At 49.2% G+C, this 24731-nt stretch carries 23 protein-coding genes and 1 pseudogene; 17 read left to right on the forward strand and 7 right to left on the reverse strand.

Annotated features, from left to right (window positions below; all coding sequences use genetic code 11):
- Positions 1-41: 41 nt before the first annotated feature.
- The 5 genes from HCR03_RS08235 to def form a co-directional block, all read right to left on the reverse strand.
- Entirely contained in the window at positions 42-515 is a 474-nt protein-coding gene (locus HCR03_RS08235) for a DUF134 domain-containing protein (protein WP_066644913.1), read from the reverse strand.
- 29 nt (positions 516-544) lie between these two features.
- On the reverse strand, positions 545-1396 hold the full coding sequence (locus tag HCR03_RS08240; RefSeq protein ID WP_066644915.1) for a damage-control phosphatase ARMT1 family protein: 852 nt from the start codon (positions 1394-1396) through the stop codon (positions 545-547).
- 14 nt (positions 1397-1410) lie between these two features.
- Positions 1411-2028: a DUF1847 domain-containing protein gene (locus HCR03_RS08245; protein WP_187037561.1), complete on the reverse strand. Its 618-nt coding sequence runs from the start codon at positions 2026-2028 to the stop codon at positions 1411-1413.
- Between the two features lie 166 nt (positions 2029-2194).
- Entirely contained in the window at positions 2195-2398 is a 204-nt protein-coding gene (locus HCR03_RS08250) for a hypothetical protein (RefSeq protein WP_066644921.1), read from the reverse strand.
- Between the two features lie 187 nt (positions 2399-2585).
- Positions 2586-3065, reverse strand: coding sequence for a peptide deformylase (gene def / locus HCR03_RS08255; RefSeq protein WP_187037562.1), 480 nt, complete (start codon positions 3063-3065; stop codon positions 2586-2588).
- A gap of 248 nt (positions 3066-3313) precedes the next feature.
- Between def and HCR03_RS08260 the strand changes: the two genes are divergently transcribed.
- The 6 genes from HCR03_RS08260 to HCR03_RS08285 all read left to right on the forward strand — a co-directional run bounded on the left by HCR03_RS08260 (position 3314) and on the right by HCR03_RS08285 (position 7672).
- Positions 3314-3712 (forward strand): metal ABC transporter solute-binding protein, Zn/Mn family, encoded by a 399-nt coding sequence (locus HCR03_RS08260; protein ID WP_228725189.1) that lies wholly within the window; start codon positions 3314-3316, stop codon positions 3710-3712.
- 71 nt (positions 3713-3783) lie between these two features.
- Entirely contained in the window at positions 3784-4032 is a 249-nt protein-coding gene (locus HCR03_RS20530; RefSeq protein WP_139104053.1) for a transcriptional repressor, read from the forward strand.
- A 267-nt stretch (positions 4033-4299) separates the two neighbouring features.
- A complete protein-coding gene (locus HCR03_RS08270; protein ID WP_066644927.1) occupies positions 4300-4464 on the forward strand; it encodes a 4Fe-4S binding protein in 165 nt (54 codons plus the stop codon).
- A 97-nt stretch (positions 4465-4561) separates the two neighbouring features.
- Positions 4562-4891, forward strand: coding sequence for a DUF5320 domain-containing protein (locus tag HCR03_RS08275; RefSeq protein WP_187037567.1), 330 nt, complete (start codon positions 4562-4564; stop codon positions 4889-4891).
- A 687-nt stretch (positions 4892-5578) separates the two neighbouring features.
- Complete coding sequence (locus HCR03_RS08280) at positions 5579-6646, forward strand: AAA family ATPase (protein WP_228725156.1); 1068 nt, start codon at positions 5579-5581, stop codon at positions 6644-6646.
- A 3-nt stretch (positions 6647-6649) separates the two neighbouring features.
- Positions 6650-7672 carry a ParB N-terminal domain-containing protein gene (locus HCR03_RS08285; protein ID WP_187037569.1) on the forward strand — a complete coding sequence of 341 codons (1023 nt, stop codon included), beginning with the start codon at positions 6650-6652 and terminating at the stop codon, positions 7670-7672.
- Here HCR03_RS08285 and HCR03_RS08290 read toward each other — a convergent pair.
- Positions 7648-8394, reverse strand: coding sequence for a hypothetical protein (locus tag HCR03_RS08290; protein WP_187037572.1), 747 nt, complete (start codon positions 8392-8394; stop codon positions 7648-7650). The two genes, HCR03_RS08285 and HCR03_RS08290, sit on opposite strands and share 25 nt — an antisense overlap.
- A gap of 40 nt (positions 8395-8434) precedes the next feature.
- On the opposite strand from HCR03_RS08290, the gene HCR03_RS08295 reads away from it, so the two are divergent.
- The 8 genes and pseudogenes from HCR03_RS08295 to HCR03_RS08330 all read left to right on the forward strand — a co-directional run.
- Entirely contained in the window at positions 8435-8812 is a 378-nt protein-coding gene (locus HCR03_RS08295; protein ID WP_187037574.1) for a TnpV protein, read from the forward strand.
- Between the two features lie 125 nt (positions 8813-8937).
- Positions 8938-15612, forward strand: a complete 6675-nt coding sequence (locus HCR03_RS08300; protein ID WP_187037575.1) for a DUF6908 domain-containing protein — start codon at positions 8938-8940, stop codon at positions 15610-15612.
- Positions 15609-16046: a hypothetical protein gene (locus HCR03_RS08305; RefSeq protein ID WP_187037578.1), complete on the forward strand. Its 438-nt coding sequence runs from the start codon at positions 15609-15611 to the stop codon at positions 16044-16046. Before HCR03_RS08300 ends, HCR03_RS08305 begins: the two co-directional genes overlap by 4 nt.
- Before the next feature lie 11 nt (positions 16047-16057).
- Positions 16058-16729 carry a hypothetical protein gene (locus tag HCR03_RS08310; RefSeq protein WP_187037579.1) on the forward strand — a complete coding sequence of 224 codons (672 nt, stop codon included), beginning with the start codon at positions 16058-16060 and terminating at the stop codon, positions 16727-16729.
- On the forward strand, positions 16713-18095 hold the full coding sequence (locus HCR03_RS08315) for a hypothetical protein (RefSeq protein WP_187037582.1): 1383 nt from the start codon (positions 16713-16715) through the stop codon (positions 18093-18095). The genes HCR03_RS08310 and HCR03_RS08315 overlap by 17 nt, the downstream gene beginning before the upstream one ends.
- A gap of 2 nt (positions 18096-18097) precedes the next feature.
- Complete coding sequence (locus tag HCR03_RS08320; RefSeq protein WP_187037584.1) at positions 18098-19078, forward strand: hypothetical protein; 981 nt, start codon at positions 18098-18100, stop codon at positions 19076-19078.
- A complete protein-coding gene (locus tag HCR03_RS08325; protein WP_187037586.1) occupies positions 19035-20261 on the forward strand; it encodes a hypothetical protein in 1227 nt (408 codons plus the stop codon). The genes HCR03_RS08320 and HCR03_RS08325 overlap by 44 nt, the downstream gene beginning before the upstream one ends.
- Before the next feature lie 371 nt (positions 20262-20632).
- Positions 20633-21472: pseudogene (locus HCR03_RS08330) on the forward strand (S-layer homology domain-containing protein); the annotation flags it as partial.
- A 119-nt stretch (positions 21473-21591) separates the two neighbouring features.
- On the opposite strand, the gene tnpA reads toward HCR03_RS08330, so the two are convergent.
- Positions 21592-22038 (reverse strand): IS200/IS605 family transposase, encoded by a 447-nt coding sequence (gene tnpA, locus HCR03_RS08335; RefSeq protein WP_187037591.1) that lies wholly within the window; start codon positions 22036-22038, stop codon positions 21592-21594.
- A 311-nt stretch (positions 22039-22349) separates the two neighbouring features.
- Between tnpA and HCR03_RS08340 the strand changes: the two genes are divergently transcribed.
- From HCR03_RS08340 to HCR03_RS08350, 3 genes are read left to right on the forward strand one after another with little or no spacing between them, the layout of a single operon-like run.
- Entirely contained in the window at positions 22350-22847 is a 498-nt protein-coding gene (locus tag HCR03_RS08340; RefSeq protein WP_187037593.1) for a DUF3846 domain-containing protein, read from the forward strand.
- 1 nt (position 22848) lies between these two features.
- Positions 22849-23412: a hypothetical protein gene (locus HCR03_RS08345; RefSeq protein ID WP_187037595.1), complete on the forward strand. Its 564-nt coding sequence runs from the start codon at positions 22849-22851 to the stop codon at positions 23410-23412.
- 40 nt (positions 23413-23452) lie between these two features.
- Positions 23453-24508, forward strand: a complete 1056-nt coding sequence (locus HCR03_RS08350; protein WP_187037597.1) for a DUF3991 and TOPRIM domain-containing protein — start codon at positions 23453-23455, stop codon at positions 24506-24508.
- Positions 24509-24731: the final 223 nt, after the last annotated feature.

A 24731-nucleotide genomic window follows, 5' to 3' on the forward strand; every position in this document is an offset into this window, starting at 1 on the left:
CGGACAGGAAGGCATAAACATTGATGGGATGGAAGCTGAATTTACTTTTCGGAGCCATGACGCCAGCAATTTCTTCTGCAAAATTTATTTTTGCAGTTTTGTCTGCATACGACCCTATTAGAACCGCATTCCGGGCAGGAGTATTTTCCGTTTTTGATGGATTCCAGATTCTCATAACTTTCCATCCATTCTTTACCGCAATCCAGACACTGAACCGGACAAATGTTTCTGGTGAAATTCCCGCCTTCTATATGAATCGTTTTTCCGTTTATCAGACTGTCAGCGATTTTTTCTCTCGCTGACAAAAGAATGCGCTGAAAGGTTGGACGGGAAACTTGCATTTTTTCAGCACACTCTGTCTGCTCAAGTCCTTCAAGATCTTTCAGGCGGATAGCCTCCAGTTCTTCAAGTTTTAATATGTTATCCGGGATATCATCCAGATTTTTATCCGAAGGAATAAAATAGGGTATAGTAGGTATATTTTCAATTTTTCTCCATTTTGTGGGCCTTGCCAAAATATCAGCTCCGTTTCATCTTTCTCACCTTAGATACTTTCAGTATGCTTAAAAACATATTCGTTTAAACAAACGCCAAGCTTTTGGGAAATCATCTCGCATTTTGCTTTTAAGAGAAAGAAAATCGGTTTACCACAACCCGAAAGGGCTTCAAAATTCCCCTGTCCCTTGCTTATTATAATATCTGCGCATTCAAAAGTATGTAAAAACTCCTCGCTGCAGTCTTCCAGAACAGCCCCTGGCGCGCTGCATCCGGTCGAAATAATCTTTGTATAATCAGCCAGACCGGAAGCATAAGCATCTTCGACTGTCGCATCGTTAATGACCGGCTCGCTTCTAACTGCATAGGTAGTGTCAAGAGGAAAAAGACGCTCGGCCAACACACGGTCAAAAACAGTCTCCCCCGCGTTATCGCCAATAATCAGCAGGCTTTTAGCGGTTTTCAGCTTGTCTTGAAAATGTCCGAGATCACATATTGAAAAATCTTTTCGCAGTTCTTCTTCGATACATTCCATCATTCTCCCATTATTGTTGATTGCCGAATCTATAATATTCCCGGTGGCTGCAATTTTAAGTGCCCAATAAAGACTATTCTGTTTGCTCTTTAAAAAGCCAAGAAGATCAGGCAATATTTTTTTTGCTGCATTGATGTCTCTTTTTTTAATTTCCGCATAAGGGTCTTTTACACAAGTGTGTTTTTTTACCGCCCGGTGGATTGCTTTACACAAGTCAGGCGAGGATTTATATTCTTTATAATGTAATAGAATCCGAATGGAATCTTCCATTATCTTTTCCTGTAAATCAGTCTGATCCGTTGCCAAGCGGGATGCTTCCAGCGCTTGCCGCAACATGCAGGGAAGGCAGTCAAGTAATATTTCCATTGAATCCCTCTTATTTATAATTTATTTTTATAGTAACTATCCGATAAATAAATCGCGCCTAAGGGATTATGCGCTAAAATCCTGTCCTTTACAGCGAATACGGTAATTGGAGCATCGGAGTATTTGATAAACAAGGAATCATGCCCGACACACAGGCCCAACATAATGTTTAATTCTGTTTTAGATTTATTTAGAAAAACCGCTTGCCCAATCGGATTGCACATTGGTTCATAAGTCCCCGGGCGATTCTTTTGGGAATCCTGAATGCCCAAAAACTCTTTTGGAACGCTTCCGTTTTTACAGATTACGGAGAATACTTCAAAGCCATGATTTTTTAGGATGGAGCAGAAAATCTGCGCTTCTTTGCTGAGCCCAATGCAAAAAGCGATTCCTAATCTGTGAAATTGACATCTTTGCGCAAAATCAATAATTTCTTCCAATCTTGTTTTTTTACAGTATCCTTCTGATTCTACCAAAGCGGAGTTATACGCAAGCTTCGCGATTTCCGGCTCTTGATACTTTTTCTTGATGTTCTCAATCTCATTTGTTTCCCGACAAGGGCAATTTTGAGGGGCGTTCTCTAAATCTCCGGTTCTGCAAGAATGTTTTTGACAAAATGCGCACGTATCCATATTTGTTCTTCCTTTTTATACAGTAAAAATGGGATAAACCATATTTACATTATGTTAGCCCAATGGTAAACATATGTCTATGAAGACTATCGTTTATCACTTATTTCGGATATTCTTTCTGTAAAACTTTTTCCCTCATAAGAAAATTCAAGCAGTTTGCCTTGTTTCACCATACCCAATCCGCTTTCATTAAATCGTTCTTTCCATCATCCATCCATAGAAGCGACGCATTTGTGATGACGGCTATTTTGACATGAATTTGTTTCAGCAGGTTAATCTCAGTTCCCAGATTAATGTCGAGAGTGGGCTCCCCATCGGGAACAAAAGAAAAATAATCGGCGTGCCTATTTTGGCTGTTAAGTTGTTTCATCTTTAGTTCTGCTTCGTGAAAATACACTTCGGTCTGTAAAATATCTGTCTAACAGCCCGCATTTTATCTGTTCTTCCGAGCTGACAGTAAATACAGGAATAGAGCAGATCTTCGGCGGGATATTATTGATGCCAATGCTCTGGCCCAGACGTCTTGACGGTACAGGTCCATATACGATCATTTACGATTAAACCCCCGGTAAATCACTTTGTTTTATAATTGTACCAGGTATCATCTTATCTATAAATAATATTCCGTCAAGATGATCAATCTCATGGCAAAGAGCACGCGCCAGCAGCCCTGAGCCCTCCAAATCATACGGCCTTCCGTTTTCGTCAAGCGCTTTAACAATAACTCTTTCAGGGCGTTTTACCTTGCCGTAAATGCCTGGAACACTCAGACAGCCTTCTATTTCCTGTTGTTCACCTAGCGCTTTAACTATTACGGGATTAATGAGTTTAATAAGTCCATTTCCATCGTCTATGACTATAACTCTGCGCAAAACACCTACCTGGGGAGCCGCTAATCCGGCACCATTAGAATGATACATGGTTTCAGCCATATCTTCAAGCAAGGTTCGTGTTCTGAAATCGACTTTTTCAACAATTCTTGCTTTTTTTCGTAAAATATCATCTTTCTGATCATTCATAATATTTCGCAGAGCCATAGATATCTACCCTTTTCATAAAATCGACTTACGCGAAAAAGGCAGGGAAAACCTGCCTTTTCTGATAAATAAAAAACTATTTGGTATCTTCAGTTCCAAGAAGGCGCTTTTTATGGACACATTTAAATACCCAAATACGAAAATCAACTTGAACAGGTACATACGATACTTATTAGTCTATACCCATGATTATATTAGTACTATTATAAGCATATGTCAATAACTATATGCAAGAAATGAGTTTGTATGTGGTCAAAATAAATTTTGGTAACGCGACAGCGTCATCCGAAAAACCGGACATCACAGTCAGCTCCTCATCTAAAGTTTCGACTGAAAAGCCAATCATCGCCGTGACAATCGTTCCGGAGCAGACTTTTGTTAAAGCGGTTTGCGGAGATTTGGCTGAAGTGATTACTATGGTTCCTCCCGGAAACAGTCCTGAATACTATGAACCCACCCCGGAAGAAATGAAAAAGTTGGAAAGCCTTGAAAATCGTCGGATTTCCGAGCTGTCCGGCGGTGAATTTCAACGGATGCTGATTGCGCGTGCGCTGGCTGTAAATCCAAAGCTTCTGCTTTTAGACGAACCAACCGCCAGTGTGGACGCTGCTTCACGAGATCAAATATATACTCTGCTGGCGGAATGAAATAAAAGTATGACCATTATACTTGTCACGCACGATCTGTTTGCCATTTCCTCTCATGTTCACAGGCTGGCCTGTCTTATGAGTTTAAACGTCTAAGTCACAAGCATTATTTATTTTGTCTCGGGTGCAATAAAGTTCTGGCAATAAACCGTTGCCCTTTGGGTAATTATGAAGAATCCCTTGCAAAAGAAACAAACTATATTATTTCAGGGCATAAACTGGACATCTACGGCTACTGTCCAAAATGCCGGGAAAAGTATGCGCATAAGGAGGAAACGTGCGTAAAAAAGCGACAACGGCATGGCTGGGATCAAAGCTGAAATCCGACGGCCTGATAACAGCGTGAAAGAACCCTTTTTATTCTAATTGCTATATTAGCCGGGCTTGGCCCCTGCTAATTGAGTTTATTACCCAAACCATATTTAGCACTTTGCGTGTCTTATCATGTGCTGTACGGGAGAAGGCGTATAGAACGCTTTCTTTTTTTATAGAATAGTTGTTGACATATGCCCATAATAGAGTTATTATAATTATGGGCATAGGCTTATAACTAATTATGACAGGTGAAAATTAAAGGAGATGGTTTTATGGCGGCAAAGGTAAATGAAAAATGCGTTGGTTGCGGAAGCTGTGAAAGCGCTTGTCCAGTGGAAGCGATAAAAGTTGAGAACGGCAAGGCGAAAGTAAGCGACGACTGCATTGAATGCGGAGCGTGCGTCAGCGAATGCCCGGTAGAAGCAATCAGCATATAATCGAGGTGCCAAGCGGCGCTTATCTGGCTTATCGCTGGTTTAATCGCAACAAAATAAGATAGGTTAAAATGTTGGAAATCAGGAAGGAGAATTTACTATGCCAAGAGGAGACGGAACGGGCCCGATGGGAATGGGGCCTATGACGGGACGTGGAACAGGCTATTGCAGAGGATTTGCAACGCCGGGTTACGCAAATCCGGTTCGATTCACGGGAGGATTTGGATGCGGTTTCGGACGCGGATTTCGCAGGATGTTCTATGCGACCGGAATGCCCGGATGGGCACGCTACGGATATTCCGCATACAAGGGAACAAACGCAGCCGCATTTGATGAGAAAACAAATCTAACCAATCAGGCTGAATTTTTGGAAAATCAACTTCAGCAGGTAAAGAAACGGCTTTCCAGCCTGAACGGAGAAGCCGAATAACTTTCGGTTAACATTGACGCAACGGTCTGGTATTATTACTATTGGAACTGTTGATGTTGATATGTTTTTGACATGTTCACCATCCGGTCAGATTTCTTAATGTAGAAAGAAACGCCTTTTATATCATTACAACAAACACCCCTTGCATCTCTGAATTACAGATTGCAAGGGGTGTTCTTAGATAATAAACCTTACCCGGATTGCGAGAAAAAACAGTCAATTCAAAACGGCAGGCAAAACAAACGAGCACGTTTCCACATACCAGATGCCTCAGATTTTGATTCATATTTGCGTAAGCCCGGCCCATGCACAACAGCACATTTTAAAAAGCGTTTACACGGTACCAGATTAAATAAGTGATATCAGCTGTTAAAAAGCACTGGATTCCGGTGCTTTTTCTTTTATGGACACGCAGAAAAATTTCCGCCTGCGCATATCTATAAAACATAGTTCTGAAGGAGGTGTTTGACATGAGCGCCCATAACATATCTGTGGATTGCCGTTATACGCAGGGTGGGGAGGACTTTCGGATTTTGCTGTTCCAATCGTTCCGCTTTTTTCTCGAAAGAGAGCTTAAAAATAACAATTTCAGACTTGCTTTCTCAAAAGCGGCCCGCCTATAATGTCCATGATGAATGGTTGCTTATTTGCGGAGGTATGACATGTACCTGGAAATAAGCAACCCCGGTGGATTATCATGCGGGACTGTACATCAGACTTTCAAAGGAGGATGAAAGAGAAGGACAATCCGAAAGCGTAACCAATCAGCTGTCCCTGCTTACCGCTTTCGCGAAAGAGCACAAACTGTGCGTGTTTGATACCTATATCGATGATGACGATATAATAGGGCTTAATCAGAAAACCTTGAAAAAAGAGGTTTTACCGATTAAGCCCTATTTTTTTATCCCCTATTTACTCTTTACCCAAGAAAGGAGAACGCCGATGGCGAAAATCATTGCAGTAGTCAACGAGAAGGGCGGCGTGGGCAAGACAGCCACGGCCACCACGCTTGCCTATCTCCTGTCCAAAAGAGGCCACCGTACCGCCTTGATCGACTTTGACGGTCAGGGCCATTCAAGCATTATCTCCGGAGTCCAGAACACCAACAAACTGGAGATCACCATCAACACCCTGCTCCGCAGGCTAATTGAGGACCAGCCGTTGCCTGCCCCTGAAAGCTACATCATTCAGACAGCAAGCGGCGTTGACTTGGTTCCTTCCAACACGCAGCTCTTTACCCTGGAACGCAATCTTTGCAACGTGGATTTCAGAGAGCGAATTCTAAGCCAGTACGTTGACACCATCAAGGACAATTACGATTATATCATCATCGACTGTATGCCGCAAATGGGTAAGCCGATGATCAATGTCATGATGTGTGCCGACAGCATCATCATTCCTACACAAGCGGAGCTTCTGTCCGCCCAAGGGCTTGCAGAACTGTTAAAGCACTATCAGGCCATTCAGAAAAACAGCAATCACCACTTGCGTATTGAGGGCATCCTGATTACCATGGATTCCCCCAACACCATTTTGTCCGCACAGGTCAATGAACTGATCCAGCGTGGTTTTGCGGACCGGGTCCCCATTTTCAAAACCCACATTCCACGGTCCATCAAGGTGGCGGAATCCGTGCTGTACCATCAGACTATCTGTGAGTTTATGCCGGAAAATCCGGCCGCCATCGCCTATGAACGGTTTACGGACGAGCTGCTTTCCGAATCTCACACCAAAACTGCGGAAAGGAGCGCGTAAATTATGACAACACCGAAGCCGAAAGCCCCGCTGATCAATTTTGATGATATGCTGGGGATCGAACCGAAACAGGATACCGCCCCTGCTCCTGTGCAGGGCGGTATCCTGGAAATGGACTTCAACCTGATGGAGCCTTTCCCTAAACACCTGTTCAAACTCTATGAAGGCCAGCAGCTTGCCGACATGGTGGACAGCGTTCGTCAGTTCGGCATTCTGCTTCCCATTATCCTCTGGCATACGGAGGACGGACGGTATATTATTCTAAGCGGGCATAACCGTAAAAACGCCGCCCAGCTTGCGGGACTGACCAAAGGACCCGTTATCATCCGTGAAAACCTGACCCTACAGGAAGCCGTACTGATCGTCACCGAAACCAATTTGCGGCAGCGTTCCTTCTCCGATATGAGCCATTCTGAACGCGCCTACTGCCTCGCCCAGCATTATGAGGCTATGAAATGTCAGGGTAAGCGGAACGACCTTTTACAAGAGATTGAAGCCCTCATGAACCCGCATGGTATAAGCGAAAATGGAACTTTGGCTGAACCTCAGCACAGGTTGAAAAGCAGAGAAAAACTTGGACAAAATTACGGGCTTTCACGGGACAAGGTAGCGAAATACATCCGTATTTCAAACTTAATTGAACCGCTCATTTCGCGGGTTGACAAGGAGGAAATTCCATTTCTCGCTGCCTATGACCTTTCCTTTGTGGAGGACAGCGCAAAACAACAGCAGATTGCCGACCTCATGGAATCCGACAGCTATAAGGTGGATATGAAAAAGGCGGAGCTGTTCCACAGCTACTATGAAACCGGAAAGTTGAACGACACCGCCATCGTGCAAATCCTGTCAGGTGAGAAAACCCGAAAGCCCAAAAGCAACAAGCCGCAGCCGGTCAAAATCAAGCCTGCCGTCATTTTCAAGTATTTTACCCCACAGCAGAGCCGACAGGAAATTGAGGAAACCATCGACAAGGCGCTGGCGCTGTACTTTGAAAATCTGAATCAGAACAAGGAGGCGGCATCTTGAGTAAGGCAACCCTTCTTGCCGACATATATAAAAAGTCGGTGCAGGAATATACGAAAAACCCTGCGGAATGGAAAGGTTTGCTGTCCTGCGTGGCAAGATTCTATAAGCGCTCTTTTGACAACGCTGTACTGATTTATGCACAACGCCCCGACGCAACTCAGCTTGCCACCTATGACGAATGGCACGATGAGCGGATCAAGCGGAATATCAACGGCGGAGCAAAGGGTGTCGCCGTCATTGATATGTCGAATCCCAAGGTCAGTCTGAAACACCTGTTTGACCTCATGGATACCAACGGCGACGAAAAGAGCTTTAAGAAGGTTCTGAGCTACCTGTGGGAGTTGGAGGATCAGTATAAGCCCAGTCTGCTGATTAAATTCCATGAGAAATACAACACTCCCACCTCCGGCATCGAGGTTTGCCTGTATAAGCTCATTCAGAGACGGGTAAGGGAATTCCTGCCGAAGTACATGGAAAACTTCAAGGTGCGGGATGAAAGCAGTATGCTGTACGATCTTCCCCTTGAAGCGGTAAAGGCGGAGTTTACGGAACTTGTCACCGACAGCGTAGCCTACACCGTATTTCAGAAATGCGGATTGTCTACGGAACTGTTTGAAGAAAATTCGTTTACGAACATCAGCCATTTTAACAGCCTGGAACTTTTTATGGCGCTGGGAGGCTTCACCGTCTTTTTCGCAAGGCCGACCCTGAAAGAAATCCATCGGGAGATTCAGAACATTAAAATCGAAAGGAGCCAAATTTATGAGAACCGATCCGTTAATGAACCTGACCTATCAGAAGGGCAAGGACGGACTGCTGTATCCCGAACTGCAAATTTCGGAGGACGAGAAAACCGACAGGACGCCAGTGGGCAAATTCGGCAGGCTGTGGAAGGAATATATGACGGAGAACCATCCGCACCGCCTGTCCGAGCTGGTGGCCCAGAGCAAAATCAACGAGACGATTTCCAAGGTGGACGGGGAAGCAGAGAGCCGGAAGGAACGGCTGATACAGGAGCTTCTCAAGGCCCAGCCGATGCCGGACACCGAGGACCCGCTGGAGAGAGCCGGACACATGAATATGATTACCGCGACAGCGGAGGAAATCGTGCTGAACGAGCTGGTCCTGAAAGTCAGATAACACAAATTGCCGAGCCGCCCGCAGATGGTCAAAAGCCGTCTGCGGGCGGCTTTTTTGTTGTCCCGCCGAAAGCGGAGCCGGAAACTCCCGCTTCTGATCAGGAATCACTCAATACGGCCTCTGTGATGGATGAAGAAGATATCTCCGATTTGATCGACACGGTGTTATGCGCAGACGATCTTACCCCGGACATGCGGGAATGGCAGTCGGAAATCTGCAAATTTTTTGAGGGCAGACATAAAAAGACCAGCAACGCAAAAATCCTGAAAGCCTTTTACGGCAAGCTGGATACCGACTACACCGCCAAAACAGGCGAAGGACTTCATATCACAGCCGATGAAAACGGCTTGAATTTTCTCTGCGGCGGGCAGGCTTTTTCCGCATCCTATGCTGAACTGACTGAACATGTTGACCGCCTGATTTTCATGGGCGCCTATCCGTTCAGCACCGGGGACAGTACGCTGGACGATTACGCGATCCCCGATGAACTGGACGAAATGCAGGGCGGCGCGGATGAGGACGAGACGGAACCGGAAGAACCGTTGGGCCCCCCTCCCTTGCCGAAAGAAACGGAAGAAGCCTCCGAGCCTGTTTCCCTGCCGGAAGCGGAGCGCCAGCGAATCATTGACGATTATCTTCGGTACGGAAGCGGAATGGCAGGCGGACGGCTGCGTATTTACAAGGCCATGCAGTATCTGCCAGCAAAGAAGGACCGGGTAGCCCTTATTAAAAAGGAGTATGGGTACTTTGGCGTTTCCTCCGGTCTGGATAACGGTCACAGGCGCATGGATGCTTCCCCGAAGGGTCTCCATATAGACTATCTCTCCGGTTCCGCCGTACTGGAGGAAACCCTGTCCTGGAACCGGGTGGAGAGTTATATCTCCGACCTGATTCGGCGGGGCGGCTATCTCAGTGAAGAAGAAACGGCGCAGATCGAAGCCACAGAGGATGAAGAACAGCTTCTTGATCGGTCCGGTGCCGAACCGGAACCTCCCACGGGCGGACCCGATTCGGGGACGCAACTGACCCTGTTTGACGCCTTCCCTGCCGCACAGGAGAGCTACGAGGATACGGGCGGCGAGGATAACGACAGCGTAATCAATGGGGACAGCTCCGAACCCGAGCCCTTGCCGTTTCAGGAAGGCAACCGCATCTATTACCATGACCGTGTGTTTGAGATCGTCAAATTCCTGCATGACGGGCGCACGGTCGAGATAGGCGACATCTCCCAGCTCAAAAACCTGAACGGTTTGAAAATAACAGAGCGCGTCCCTCTTTCCGAAATTGCGGACTGCAAGCCGCTGAAAGACCATTATACTGACGGCGAAATTGCCTCCATGGTGGTCGAGGCTGTTCAGAGCGGTGACAACAGCGAAGAAACCGAGGCAGCAATCAACGCCGCTGCCATGGTCAATCAATCCAATGACGAGTACAGCCGGGTCATTCTGAACGACTTCGATGCCCGTGCCATGGACGCCGGTTTCAACTACCGTTATTCGCCCGATCACCATTTGTACGACGGAGGCCCGAAAACCAAATTTCAGAATAACGTTATTGCCATCCGGCTGCTGAAAGAGCTTCAGGCGCAGGGACGTGCCGCGACCGCCGAAGAACAGATCACCCTTGCCCGGTTCGTGGGCTGGGGCGGCCTTGCGAATGCCCTGACGCCGGAGAAAAGCGGCTGGGAAAAAGAATACGCGGAAATCAAAGACCTGCTTACCGACGAAGAGTTTCAGGCGGCGCAGGAAAGCACCCTGACCTCCTACTACACCGAGCAAGGCGTGATCGGCCATATCTATCAGGCTCTGGAGCGCATGGGTTTCCGGGGAGGCAACATTTTAGACCCGGCTCTCGGAACCGGCAATTTTTTTTCGGTCCTGCCGGACAGTATGAAGGATTCCGAGCTCTACGGCTCCGAAATCGACCCCATTCCCGGCCACATTGCGCAGCAGCTTTATCCCGGCGCCCAAATTCAGGTCATGGGCTTTGAGCATACCAATTTCCCTGATCAGTTTTTCGATGTGATGGTAGGCAACGTGCCTTTCAATTCCATCAAGGTGGACGATCCCCGATACAACAAGTTCAATTTCCGCATCCATGACTATTTTATCGCCAAATCGCTGGATAAGGTCCGTCCGGGCGGCATCATGGCAGTGATCACCTCCAAATTCAGCATGGACAAAGCCAATTCCCGTATGCGTCGGTACATTGCGGAAAAAGCCGAGCTGCTGGGCGCGATGCCGAATAACGCCTTCAAGCAAGTGGCCGGCACCGAGGCGACCACGGATATTCTGTTTCTGAAAAAGCGGGAACGGGAAATTGTGGCCGACGCGGAAAACAGCCCGTGGCTGACGGTAGAGCAAAACGAGGACAGCATCCCCATTAACAGCTATTTCATTGACCATCCGGAAATGGTATTGGGCGAGATGGTATTTGACGAATCCATGTTTGGCAACGAGAAAACCACCGCCTGCCATCCCATCCCCGGCGACGACCTGGATGAACGCCTGGAACGTGCTGTCTCCTATCTGGACGGAACCTACACCGAGGCCACCTCCGAGTACGAGGGCGAAAAGGAAGTGCTGGCCGATTCCATCCCCGCCGATCCAAAGGTACGCAATTTCAGCTATACGCTGGTGGAGGATGAACTGTATTACCGCGAGAACTCCCGGATGTATCGGCAGAACATCACCGGACGGAAAGCCGAGCGTATCCGGGGCATGCTGGAAGTCACGGCGGCAGTCCGCAGCCTGATTGATTTCCAGAACAGCGATGATGCGGGTACACATGATCTGCCCACCACGGAATATGAAACCCAGCTTCAGGAGCATATTGACAAGCTGAACCGGGTCTATGACGCCTTTGTAAAAAAGCAGGGCTGCCTCAACTCTTACGCAAATGTGATCGCTTTTACGAGGGACGCCAACGCACCTCTGCTCCGTTCCATTGAACGGGAAAAGAAGGATCAAAAGCATGTTTGGGAAAAGACCCCCATGTTCTACAAGGCGACCATCAAACCGAAGATCATTCCGAAAGCGGTATTTTCAGCGGACGAAGCACTGATGGTGTCCCTTAACGTCAAGGGCCGGGTAGACCTGGATTACATGTCGTGGCTCTATCAGCTCCCCGAACACCGCAAAGCCACACAGGATGAGATCATAGCGGAGCTGGGCGATAAAATCTATCAGGACCCCGCGGATTACACCGGGAATCCCTACACCGGCTGGAAAACCGCCGACGAGTATCTCAGCGGCTATGTAAAGGATAAGCTCGCGGAGGCAATTTTGAAAACTGAGAATGAGCCAGAACGGTTCAGCCGCAACGTGGAAGCCCTCAAACTGGTGCAACCGACGCCCCTGACCCCGCAGGAGATCAGCTTTTCGCTTGGTACAACGTGGATTCCGACGGAAATCTACCAGCAATTCATGTATGACACCTTCAAGACTTCGGAGTACAATCACGAAGGCCGGAATGCCATTGCCATCGAATTTTCCGGGTACAACGCCTCTTACTATATCTCCAATAAGGGTATGGAACCTTCCTCTGTGACGGTCAACCAAACCTACGGAACCGAACGAAAAAACGCCTACGAAATATTGGAGCAGACAATGAATCTCCGCTCCGTGGAGGTCAAGGACCCGGTAGACTATGTTGACCCGGATACCGGCGAAGATAAAACGAAATATGTCCTGAATAAAAAAGAAACCATCCTTGCCCGCGAAAAACAGGCGGAAATCAAGCTGGCCTTTGAAAGCTGGCTGTTTGCCGATCCGGAACGCGGGGCGATGTTGACAAAGCTTTATAACGACCGCTTTAATAACATCCGTCCGCGCGAGTATAACGGCGACAATCTGCTCATGCCGGATATGGCCGAGGATATTAAGCTCCGCAAGCACCAGCGCGATGTGATCGCCCACGGCCTTTACGGAGATGGCAATCTGTTGGTTGCCCATGAGGTAGGCGCCGGAAAAACTTACGCCGGTGTCGGCCTCGGCTATGAGATGAAGCGCCTGGGGGCAATCCATAAACCTCTTTACGCGGTGCCGAATCATCTCGTGGGCGAATGGGCGACCCATTACATGGCGATGTACCCCAATGCGAATATCCTGGTGGCGGAGAAAAAGGACTTTGAAAAGAAAAACCGCCGCCGCTTTGTCAGCCGGATTGCCACAGGCGATTATGACGCCATCATCATGGGGCACAGCAGCTTTGAACTGATCGGATTGTCGCGGGAACGCCAGCTTGCCGCCATGAAAACAGATATTGACGCCATTACCGCGGCCATTGACGCGCAGAAATCCCGCGAGGGCAAGGACTGGACGCTCAAGCAAATGAAGATTTTTCAGTCCAATCTCCAATTTCGGTATGACCGGCTGTTCAAGGCGGAAAAAAAGGATGACGTTATCAATTTTGAGGAATTGGGCGTGGACGCCCTTTTTGTGGACGAAGCCCAAGCCTATAAAAATAATTTTTCCTATACCAAAATGCGAAACGTGGCTGGAATCAGCGGAGTCAGCAGCCAGCGCGCCATGGATATGCACCAGAAATGCCAGTATATCAATGATCTGAACGGCGGAAAAGGCGTTGTCTATCTCACCGGCACCCCGATCTCCAACTCCATGGCGGAGCTGTATGTCCTGCAAAAAACCTTGCAGCCGAAAGAATTGGAAAATCGCGGACTTCTGATGTTTGACGCCTGGGCAAGCACTTACGGTGTGATTGAATCCTCTCTGGAAATCAAGCCGGAGGGCAACGGTTATCAGATGAAGAACCGGTTTGCCAAGTTCCACAATTTGCCGGAATTGATGAACATGTTTCTGTTGGTTGCCGACATCAAAACCGGCGATATGCTCGATCTGCCCACGCCGAAGCTGAAAACCGGCGCGGTACAGGTCGTTAAGACGGCCATCACTCCGGAGCAGAAGCGTATCGTGATGGAGCTTGCGGAACGCGCGGAAAAAATCCGAAACGGCGAGGTTGACAGCTCCAAAGATAATTTTCTGAAGCTCACGCTGGAAGCGCGTCTGCTTTCCGTAGACCCAAGAGCCATAGACCCATCCCTGCCCGATGATCCGATTACCAAGCTGAACGCCTGTGCCCGGAACGCGGCGCAAATTTACCATGAAACCGCAGAAAAGCGGCTGACCCAGCTTATTTTCTGCGATCAGGGCACTCCCAAAGGAAACGGCAGCTTCAATTTCTACGAGGCAACCAAGGCCACCCTGATTGCGCAGGGCGTAAAACCGGAGGAAATTGCTTTTATCCATGACGCAAAAACGGATGTGCAACGGGAGCAAATCTTTGAGAAGGTCCGCACCGGAGAAATCCGCATCCTGATGGGCAGCACCGAGAAAATGGGCACCGGTATGAATGTGCAGAACAAGCTTGTGGCACTCCATCATCTTGATGTACCGTGGCGGCCCTCCGATCTGATTCAACGCAACGGCCGAATTCTCCGTCAGGGCAACGACAATGAGGAAGTTTCCATCTTTAATTACATAACAGAACAGACATTTGACGCCTATCTGTGGCAGATACTTGAACAGAAACAGCGCTATATCAGCCAGATCATGACGGGGCGCTCCGCCCTGCGGAGCTGTGAGGACGTGGACAGCACTACGCTCCAGTACGCCGAGTTTAAGGCCCTTGCTATTTCCGACCCAAGAATTAAGGAAAAGATGGAGACGGATAACGAAATCAGCCGTCTGACGGTTCTTAAATCGGCGTGGCAGAGCCAGCGGAACAGTCTGCAATATGATATTTCCAAACGGTATCCGAACAAGATCAAAATTTCAGAGAAGAATATCAAGCACATGACCGCCGATCTTGCCGCCTTCAGGCAGAACAAACCGCCTGAGTTTCAAATGGTGATCGACGGGAAAACGCATGATGAGCGAACCAAGGCTGCCGAGCATTTCATGGTCCGTTCCCGCAAGCTGGGCAAGGAAGTGGGTGATACGCTTGACATGGGCAGCTACGCGGGATTTCCCGTTTCCCTGCAACGCGGAATGATGGGCAGCGTAAGAATTGTCCTGGATGGGCAGAGTTGGTATTCCGCCGATATGGGAGAAGCCGCCCTTGGCAACATTACCCGAATTGAAAACCTCGCGGAGCGCATTGAGGCGGAATTAAAAGTGGAGCAGCGGACATTGGCGGATTTGAACCGACAACTTGCAGACGCAAAAACGGAAAGCGAAAAAACATTTCCAAATGAAGAAAGGCTGGCACAGTTACAGCGCAGAAAGGTAGAACTTGACCTTGCCCTTGAATTCAAAGACAGCCCTGATTCTGTTTTGGCACCGGACGAGGACGATGCCGAAGAAGAAGAATTGACAGGCGAGGAAAGTGTTGCGGCCAGTCCGCCTTCCCTGCCAGTGAGCCTCACGTTGGAACAACGCCTGTATCAGAAGCTGGCCGTATTCGCAAAGCCCATTCTGGAGGGCGAAGCACGGTATATGAAGCTGAAATCCGAAGGCTTTGAGGATTTGGTGCTGGAAGCTATCGGCGGCGGTGAGTACAGTATTGCCCACTACTACCGGCAGAACGGCGACGCCATGCGCGACCCGGAGATCACCTTTACGGTTGACCAGGAAGCCCATGCGATTAATCCCACATCGTTTTTACAAGACGATGCGGGGATTTTTTATGAAACGAAGGACGCTTCGTATAACACCGTGAAGGATTTGAAGCAGTTTATGTCGCAGTGGTTTACCAACATCAAAGACCAAGAATTTGTCCCATCCGATACTTTGACCTATGAGTCCGAGGACGAAAACGATTTGGAACAGGAGGGCGTATGAACCAAACCTATTTATTTGTCTACACACAGGGACTGCCGAAGAATATACAAGCGTGTATCAAAGCGGATGCTGAAAATATTGCGGCGTTTATCGCCAAGTATCCATCGGCTCCAGTGATCGCCTTTGAAACCCTAAATGGATATTTTCTGCTGAATACCCGGCTGGGCTTTATCGACCGATGCTACGACCAGAACTATTTAGCCACCCAGCTTATACCGGTCCTCACGCCGATGCAGATGGGTGAACGGAGCATACCGGAGATCGTGACCTTAGATTATTCGGAATTGACCCTGGAGGATATGCCCCCGCTTCCTGATTGGAATGCCTGGCGTGACTACGGTATTTTAGAGAAGGATTTCCCTGCTTTCCGGCAAAGCCTGTTGAAAATGTCAAATGACAATATGAAAACGGAATCAGAAGAAATGGAAAGATAGGAGGATTTGCTTTGAATCACGACATTACCCCTGAATTAATAAAGCTCTTTACAAAAAAAGCGGAAGGAATGGGCTTTTCCATCCGTAGGGAGAATGTAGAGGCTGATCCGAAAATTCTGCTTACCGCCCTGAAAGAGCAGGAAGAAATCTGCCGATTTGAAAAAGGCGGCGCCATGCGGTTCTGGCCGGATAGTCCCTACGTGGATGAGCGAAATGGATTGCACAATCTGCTGCTGGACCTGAAAGAGCGATATGACCTCTACCTTGATGCCAAACCTTTGGACTGCGCGGACGTGCGGGATTACCGGCTGATTTCGGAGTTTGGCAATTATCTTCTGGCGGCTAAACTTTCCAAAGACAACGAAATCCGCTTCACCACATGGCAGTACACCTATGACCGCACCGGCGTTACCCTCGGCCATTATTATGAAACCAACTATCAAGGTGCATTGAAGGATTTTACCCTGCGCTCCGGGCTGATTGACCAAAAACAGATTTTTACGGAAGACGAACTGCTCGTTCTTTATAAATCCTGCCTTTTTCGTGATGTTAATGATGATGAGCTTGACTTTGACAGTGAAAGAAAGCTGCAAGACGTAATTCAAAAAGTGGAAAGCAATCTTCCCCACATTCCCGAAGAAAAGGAAAATCAACAGGAACAGGAGGATGAACGTGGAATATAGCCAGTACGGTCAAATTAATACGATCACAAAATTCGGTCCGGACGATTATTCATTGTGGACGCTCACCATGCCCCGCGACCGGATTCATCAGATCCGGCAAGGGGTGCCCTCGATTGAGGGCGATGTGGGCAGAGTGTTTGATGAAATCCACACAGGCGAACCCGAATCCATCTGCAATTTTGTTTTCCCGCAAAGCAAAGGGTTGAAGCTGTTCTCTGTAGATATGGGTGGGAATTTTGCCGAGAGGAATCGGTATAACGGCGCTTCCATCCGTGGCAGCCGCGAGGAAATCATCGCGGAACTGCGGGATGTATTGAAGGGGCAGGGCTACAGCCTGCACGGGAACGCATCATTTCTCAATGTGGACGTATTGGAAACGCTGCGGAAAATCATGGAGCATAACACCGACTACTATCAGACGGATTTTCGGTATGATGTGGAAAAGCTGCGGGAAGCCGCCGGGGACCGGAACGCCGGACGGAATTTTTTCTGGATGAGCCGAAGTGGAGGGACTTGGTGCTTTGCGGAGCCGGATGTGTATATCCGTAATACCAGCCCGCACAACACATGGAACTATTACGGTACCGGAAATAAAAGCGAGCATGTCAAAACTTTTTGGATTGAACTGAATGGTATGCGGGACGACAAGGTTATGGGGAACATTGCAGAAATGGACTACCAAAAGCATCTGGATTACCTGTGTACGCACTCCTTTGACCCTGCCTCGGTGGAAGTGGTGTTCAAAAACCCCAATGGTTGCCGTACCTTTTCCTATTCGGAATACGACCAGAATTACCAGGGCATTGCCCAGCGGTATGGAACCGTAGAACGGGTCTCTTTCCGGGTGGCAGACCCCTATGCGCTGTCCCGTGCCGCTATCGAGGCACACGGCTTATTTTGGGACGCCGCCGAACCCATGGACATTGATACTTATGTAAAGCGGCTGGAGCAGGATCGGCTCCACGATTACGGTTATACCGCCGACGATCTGGTGCTGACTGGTCCACTGGATGCGGAAATTGCGGTCGAGCACGGGCTCGCGTGTTATGCCCTCTGTACGGACGGCTCCAAAGAGCTGCTTGCCGGTAAGTACGATTTTCAAAAGCATCACTTTGGCGGCTGTCTGTTTGGCATGGATACGGAAGAGCGCGCAATTTTGCAATATTTCAAGCAGAACTGTACACCGCTTTTCAGCACGGAGGAAATGCGGGAAATCTGTTCTCTTGCGCTGCGGGCCGGTATGGAAAACGATCTTGATCACTTTGGATTGCTGAACGGAATTATCCATAAGGCGGAATGTATGCTGCCGAAAACGTGCGAAGAAAACTTTCTTGAACCTGAAAACGAATATAATCGGGAGGAATAAAAATGAGAGGCAAACTCAATATGAACCCTCAAACGAAACGGGCGATTGTGGTGCTATCCATAATCGCCCTCCTTATTTTAATCATCGGAGTGGGAAGCTGCTCCAAACAGTCTCGGCAGCCAGACAAGAATCCTGCCGGAACCGAGCAGTCGGAATCTTCTTCGGAGCCATCGGACGGTGGAATCGTGATTGATCCTGTTCCTAAAAGTGGTGAAACACAAACGGGGCCTTCGACCGGCAGCAATGACGTAACCTCCACTGAGAATTATATTTCAACCGGACAAGAGGATGGCGGCGGAGAAAATATCGGTTCTGAACCTTCCGCATCTTCAACAAAACCATCCTCCGGCATTTCGTCCGGCAATTCAGGCAATGGCGGTCAGTCTCGGGGAGACAATGTCCCGCCAGCATCCGGCAAACCCGATCCCGGCAACAGCGCACCGGTGAGCAGTAATCCCGCAAGCTCATCGAGCAGCCCGGCAAGTGCTCCGAGTAGTTCGTCAAGTGTTCCGAGTAGCCCGTCAAGCACTCCGAGCGGCGGATCTTCCGGCGGCTCCCACAGCAAACCGAACGCTCAGGTTTCGTTCGGCTTGCCGGAAACAGCCTATACGGATACAAGCATAAGGATTGTACCAACACTCAAAAACGTCAGCACCCTTCGCTGGACCCTGACCCGCGCTAACGCGGACGGCGCGCAGGTGACGGTCGATCCTTCGAAGATTTTGAGCGAAACGCTGGATAAAAGCGGCGGAACCGTCACTTTTCAGGAAAGTGGAAATTATGTTCTGACCGCCACCGCTGCAAATTCCAGTGGCAGAGAAACGGTATGCAGTCATGAGATCACCGTCTATCCCGTTGCGGGAGTGGCATTCTCGCTGCCCGAATCCACTCACACGGACAAGGCTGTCTCTATCACAGTGAGCGGGGACCTTGTCGGGGTTGAATCTTTCCTGGTCAGTCCAGAAAGATGGAAGCCCGGCTGATTGGGACAGTGCCATAGACGGAGAGCCGACCAATGAAGGCGGTATTTTCACGTTTAAAGAAAAAGGAAACTACTCCATCACCGCCTTGGCAAAGGATTCGGCCGGCAGGGAATTCAGTCACACGGCAAAAATCACGGTCTATCCGGTCATAGGCATTGATTTCACCTTGCCGGACACCACGCATACCGATTCCGAATTTGACCTCCCCGTTTCCCTGACGGATGCGGGCGGGTTGGAGGTTGAATGGAGCCTTACCAAAAACGGTGATCCTGCCTCCATCAGCGATGCCATAGATGGGAAACTATCCGACGACGGCGGCACCATCCGGTTTACGGATAAGGGCGTCTACGCCTTGACCGCACAGATCACGGACGAAACCGGGCGCGTCTTTACGGCAACCGGTACGACAACTGTGTATCCAGTCGGCTCGGTCGGCTTTTATCTGCCGGAAATCTGTCATACGGACGATTCTGTTCAGGTCGAAACCAGCTTTAAAAACCTTGACGGCGATGCGGAATGGACCATCGCGAAGGACGGGGAACCGGTCGCCCTGGAGGACCGCGTGGAAGGTCCCCTTGACAACGGCGGCGGGACCATCCGGTTTAAGGCGAAAGGCAGTTATATTCTGACCGCATCTTATACCGATCCCGCGGGCAGGAGCTACACCTATTCTTCTCCTGTCAAGGTCTATCCGGTTCCCACGCTCAACTTTACCTTACCGGAAACGGCTCATACCGATGCCGATATTACCTTAGAAACCGAGTCCTCGGACCTGGACGGTCTGACCGTGGAATGGCTTCTCGACAACACCTACGGAATTCAGGACTGGAACACCTTTGTGGACGGGACGCTGGACAACGACGGCGGCACGATCCGGTTCAAACATGCCGGGGTTTACGAGCTCATTGCAAGGGTTACCGATGAGACGGGCCGGGTCTTCCTGTTCGAACCCGAAGATACGATCGACGTGCTTCCGTCCCTTTCGATCAGCTTCAATCTGCCGGAATCCGCCTATACCGACGACATGATCCGGCTCCGTACCCTCGGCAACATCGGCGGGCTTCCGGTCGAATGGAGCCTCGAAAAAGACGGACAACCCGTGGCACTGAACGAAGCCTTTGACGGGACGCTCAATGATCAGGGGGGAACATCCAGTTTAAACGGTCCGGCACCTATACGCTGACCGCTTCCATGACCGATGCTCTGGGTCAGGAGTTTACACATAGTGAAAGCATACTGGTAAGGCCGGTCGCGCAGTGCTCGTTCACCGCACCTGCTTCCGCGCGGGTTAACGCGGCTATCCCCATCACCATGCAGGAGGTATCCGGCCTCTGCGGGAGGCCCATCGTCTGGTCGCTGATCAGGGACGGGGCCGCCGCGGACTATTCCGGCAGCCTGACGGACGTGGGCGGCAACATCACCATCGGCACGCCCGGAAGCTATACCCTCACGGCGACCGTCACGGACGATGCGGGGCGGGTATTCTCGTATTCTCTGCCGATTGAGGTGACGAACACCGCACCGACTGCCCCGACCGCAGGCGTATCGGTTACGCGGACGGTGAAAGGCGGAAATTTCCTCGTCAACTTCACGGTTAATTCCACTGATCCCGATGGGGATACCATCACCTACGAATACGACGGGAGAAGCGAGGACGGGTACTATGCCGTGGGTTCCCACACTGTCAGGGTCCGCGCGAAGGACTCCTGCGGCGCATATTCCGACTGGACAGCCATCAATTTCACCGTTTCCAATTCCGCCCCGGCTACTCCGGTGATCTCCCGCAATCCTGACGGCAACAGCGTGGCGCCGGGCACCGCGATCACCATCACTGCGTCCAGTACCGATCCGGACGGTGACGCGATTCATTATGTTTGGGAAGGACGCCCGGCTGAAACCAGTGCGAGCTATCCGATCGGCAAAAATACGGTACGGGTCAAGGCAGTTGACGCGGCCGGTGCGGAATCTCCATGGACGGCCATCGTGTTCTTCGTCGCAGACCCGACACACGGAGGCGGGATGATGCTGACCGGACCCGAATCGACGATTGTGGAAGACGGCGTGGATGGTGCGACCATCACGTCATGGACCTTTAATGTCCCCGCTGTAAGCGGACACAGCGCAAATTATGACTACGGCGAGGTCAGCGGCTACAATATTCAGACCGGGAAGTGGGATCGCTTGACCAATGTGTCGTTCAATGCTTCAATAGGTTCCTCCTTCGCCGCTACAGATGGCAACACTGGCCGCGTTTACAGCCACAATGGAGTATATATGTACGGCACATTACAGCCGGGAATTTATACAAAGCTGCAATTTCGTTATTACACTCCGCATGACTGTATGTACAATAAATCCAACATCACGTACTCCGTGACCTTTACTTATAACTGAAAAGTCATGACCACCCGTAAAACGGGTGGCTTGCCCGAGCCCTAAAAGGGCATAAAACTGCCAGCGCCTAAACGACGCTGGCTTTCACTTTGTTCAAGCCGTAGTGGACTGAATACCGGCTAACCCTTAAAAGGGTCTTTGTATTCCTTCATCGTTAGCTTGTCCTCTATCTGATCCTGTTTTTCTTGTTCTCTAATGTACTTTGCGATTGTTGCCTCATTCAGCCCCACCGTACTCACGTAATACCCCGTTGACCAAAAATGTTTATTGCCAAACTTGTATTTTAAATTCCCGTGTTTTTCAAAAATCATGGTCGCCGTCTTCCCTTTGAGATATCCCATGAAACTTGAGATATTGTATTTGGGAGGGATTGAAAGGAGAAGATGAACATGGTCCGGCATCATATGCCCTTCTATGATTTCTACACCTTTCCATTTGCACAAATCTCTAATATCTTTTTGGATATCTGCCCTGAGCTGATTGTAAATGATTTTTCTGCGGTATTTCGGCGCGAAAACAATATGATACTTGCACACCCATTTCGTGTGTGCTAAACTGTTTGCCATAGAGCATCACCCTTTTTCTGTTTTTTGACGGCTTGAACACTCGTCATTATATCAGAGCGGTGGTGCTCTTTGCTTAAGCTTTTAATCTCACGCGCATAGCGCGCGGATTTTCGTTTCCCAAGCGGCAAGACGTTTGGGAAACCTGCTAAAGCAGATTAAAAATGGGGGGTTATGTAGATAAAATCTACATAACCCCCTGAAAACTTACTTTTGTATTCTGATTAGTTTTGTAGATTATCTGCAAACAGGCAAATTGAGGCACCGCCCAAGAGGGGTGATGCCTCAATTGCTTTTTGAACGGGAGGCCAGAAATGAAAGAATTTAAAAAGTCACATACTGAGGAACAGGCGCAGGATGACAAGAAAATCCGGGTACTGATCATAGAACCGGGCAAGGTTCCCTACGAAAAGCGGATTGAGAACGACTATCGGGCCATGCAGAAGGTCGTGGATGGCTGTATCGAATATGTTGATCTGCCTGAGCCTGACTGCCATCTCTACTGTAATGACGAGGGCAAACTGAACGGATTACTTGGGAACCGCCGCCTGGACCATGGCGACATTATCTGCGGCACATTTCTGATTTGCGCCCACAATGACGAGGGCGAGGATATTTCTCTCAGTGATGAACAGCTTCATCGTTACACCGAACGGTTCCGGGAACCGGAGCAGTACACCGACGAGGAAGCTCATCATGTTGAATATAAAATCGGGATCATACCGCCCGCAGGCAACGACACGGAAGATGTGCTGCGTATGCTGGGACTTCTGTCTGACGGCAGCGATGAAACTGATGAAATGGAGCGATAAAATGAAAGAAAACAAGAGCAACCTGGATCGGTATATTGATTTTCTCAATGCGCATATCCTGCCGTTTATTGACTACAGCGAATTGGAACGTTCCTATCACACACCGGAAAAGGCGTATGCGAAAGGCGTTCTTAATCTTCTGCACACGGCAATGGCGGAGCAGTACGGTAGTACACAGTTAAGCTGCGGCTACGGTAACGGGCAGGAGGACTATGCCGTGCTTCCCGGTGTTATCCGTGGGAAGAAAACCGGGGATCTCGCTGTGGCGCTGTTGGGTATCGACCTGCAATCCTCCGGCGAACACTGTGAGACGGAAGCGCTGTGCAGATACGGCGTGGTTACTCAGGGCGACAGCCGCCTATCAAAACAGGTTGCGGACGAATTCAGCGCAAAATTTATTCCTTATGATTACGGCTACACCGCCGACGTTCCCGGAGACATTCATGTTTCAAAAAACGAGTTACCGGATGAAATCAAAGAAATTCTGGATACCTTCCAGAACTACACCGCCAAACTTTTGTCTACCGACGAGGCGGAAAAAGAAGATTCGGAACTGGAACGCTGACTGTCCTGATCGCAGGACGGTTTTTGTTGGAGGTGATTGTATGCGAAGGACGCCAAGGCCGATGCCGTTTACCGAGGCACAGTTGAAGCAGGTCTTTGCCACCAGCATTATCGACTTCGCTCTCAGCAACGGTTTACAGCTTGAAAAAGGCGACCGGGCTACTATGCACGTCAAAGGGCTTCCCAATGGCTGTGGCGGGCTGTACATCTTCAATCACGGGCGGGGGTATTATTGGTTTTCCAAAGAGAGCAAGGGGAACATCATTGACTTCGCCAAAGATTATTTTGAGCTTCCTACCAAGACGCAGGCAATTGAAATGATTTTGGGCTGCCGTGCGTATGACCACTCAGAGGATTATGCGAGGCTGAGTTTTCATCCCTCAGAGAAAGAGCCAAAGGGAGAACTGATCCTGCCACCCAAAGACAAGAGCTTTGACCGCACCATCACCTATCTCACCGAAATACGCGGCATCGACAGGGAGATCGTCGATGCCATGATCCGCGATGGAAAAGTTTATGGGGCCAGAACACAAGTGGAAAAGGATGGCCGTGTCTATTCTTTTCACAATTGCACCTTTGTGGGATACGACGAAACCGGAAAACCCCGTTACTGCTCCCTGCGCGCTCCAAGTGCGAACAGTCACTTCCGGCAGGATGTAGAGAACTCAGATAAGACGTATGGCTTCTGCATGGAGGGGCGCTCCAATCGGGTTTACGACTTTGAGGCTCCTATTGACGCCATGAGCCATGGCACCCTTTGCAAGATTTACGGCATTGACTGGCGGCAGGATCACCGGGTGGCCGAGGGCTGCCTGTCGGATAAGGCGCTGTACCGATACCTTCAGCTTCATCCTGAAATCACAGAGATTGTTTTCTGTTATGATAACGACATGAACGGGGTTTTAAAAGACGGGACACCCCACAACCACGGGCAGATTCAGGCGGAGATTTCCGCTGAAACCTATGCGGGTTTGGGCTATAAAACTATGATACTGACGCCCAATACCAAGGACTTCAACAAGGATTTGACCGAACTTCGAAAGACTATGGCTCAAACCAATGCATTGCAGGTCTCCGAGGATGAAATAGAGCGATGAGATAAGCAGTAGCAGGAAGAACAGAAATGCCTCATCAGGATGTTGAGTTAAAAAACTGTCTATAATGCTTACGCGGATACATATCTCAAATAATTGTCGCATATTTTGAAGAAGTTGCCCTTTTCAGGGCAACTTCTTTTGACTTTTACGGGATAAGTGAAAGGGGGATCAATTTGTTTGGAAACCAAACAGCGGTCAATCGAATTTATGCCGACAATTTATA

It is taken from the genome of Caproicibacter fermentans (assembly GCF_014303955.1).
GTDB lineage: Bacteria > Bacillota > Clostridia > Oscillospirales > Acutalibacteraceae > Caproicibacter > Caproicibacter fermentans.

Excerpts from the sequence above, each read along its gene's own strand:
- HCR03_RS08240 (WP_066644915.1), bottom strand. The coding sequence starts at position 1,396 with ATGGAAATATTACTTGACTGCCTTCCCTGCATGTTGCGGCAAGCGCTG.
- HCR03_RS08245 (WP_187037561.1), bottom strand. The coding sequence starts at position 2,028 with ATGGATACGTGCGCATTTTGTCAAAAACATTCTTGCAGAACCGGAGAT.
- HCR03_RS08250 (WP_066644921.1), bottom strand. The coding sequence starts at position 2,398 with ATGAAACAACTTAACAGCCAAAATAGGCACGCCGATTATTTTTCTTTT.
- def (WP_187037562.1), bottom strand. The coding sequence starts at position 3,065 with ATGGCTCTGCGAAATATTATGAATGATCAGAAAGATGATATTTTACGA.
- HCR03_RS08270 (WP_066644927.1), top strand. The coding sequence starts at position 4,300 with ATGGCGGCAAAGGTAAATGAAAAATGCGTTGGTTGCGGAAGCTGTGAA.
- HCR03_RS08275 (WP_187037567.1), top strand. The coding sequence starts at position 4,562 with ATGCCAAGAGGAGACGGAACGGGCCCGATGGGAATGGGGCCTATGACG.
- HCR03_RS08285 (WP_187037569.1), top strand. The coding sequence starts at position 6,650 with ATGACAACACCGAAGCCGAAAGCCCCGCTGATCAATTTTGATGATATG.
- HCR03_RS08290 (WP_187037572.1), bottom strand. The coding sequence starts at position 8,394 with ATGGATTTCTTTCAGGGTCGGCCTTGCGAAAAAGACGGTGAAGCCTCC.
- HCR03_RS08295 (WP_187037574.1), top strand. The coding sequence starts at position 8,435 with ATGAGAACCGATCCGTTAATGAACCTGACCTATCAGAAGGGCAAGGAC.
- HCR03_RS08300 (WP_187037575.1), top strand. The coding sequence starts at position 8,938 with ATGGATGAAGAAGATATCTCCGATTTGATCGACACGGTGTTATGCGCA.
- HCR03_RS08305 (WP_187037578.1), top strand. The coding sequence starts at position 15,609 with ATGAACCAAACCTATTTATTTGTCTACACACAGGGACTGCCGAAGAAT.
- HCR03_RS08315 (WP_187037582.1), top strand. The coding sequence starts at position 16,713 with ATGAACGTGGAATATAGCCAGTACGGTCAAATTAATACGATCACAAAA.
- HCR03_RS08320 (WP_187037584.1), top strand. The coding sequence starts at position 18,098 with ATGAGAGGCAAACTCAATATGAACCCTCAAACGAAACGGGCGATTGTG.
- tnpA (WP_187037591.1), bottom strand. The coding sequence starts at position 22,038 with ATGGCAAACAGTTTAGCACACACGAAATGGGTGTGCAAGTATCATATT.
- HCR03_RS08340 (WP_187037593.1), top strand. The coding sequence starts at position 22,350 with ATGAAAGAATTTAAAAAGTCACATACTGAGGAACAGGCGCAGGATGAC.
- HCR03_RS08345 (WP_187037595.1), top strand. The coding sequence starts at position 22,849 with ATGAAAGAAAACAAGAGCAACCTGGATCGGTATATTGATTTTCTCAAT.
- HCR03_RS08350 (WP_187037597.1), top strand. The coding sequence starts at position 23,453 with ATGCGAAGGACGCCAAGGCCGATGCCGTTTACCGAGGCACAGTTGAAG.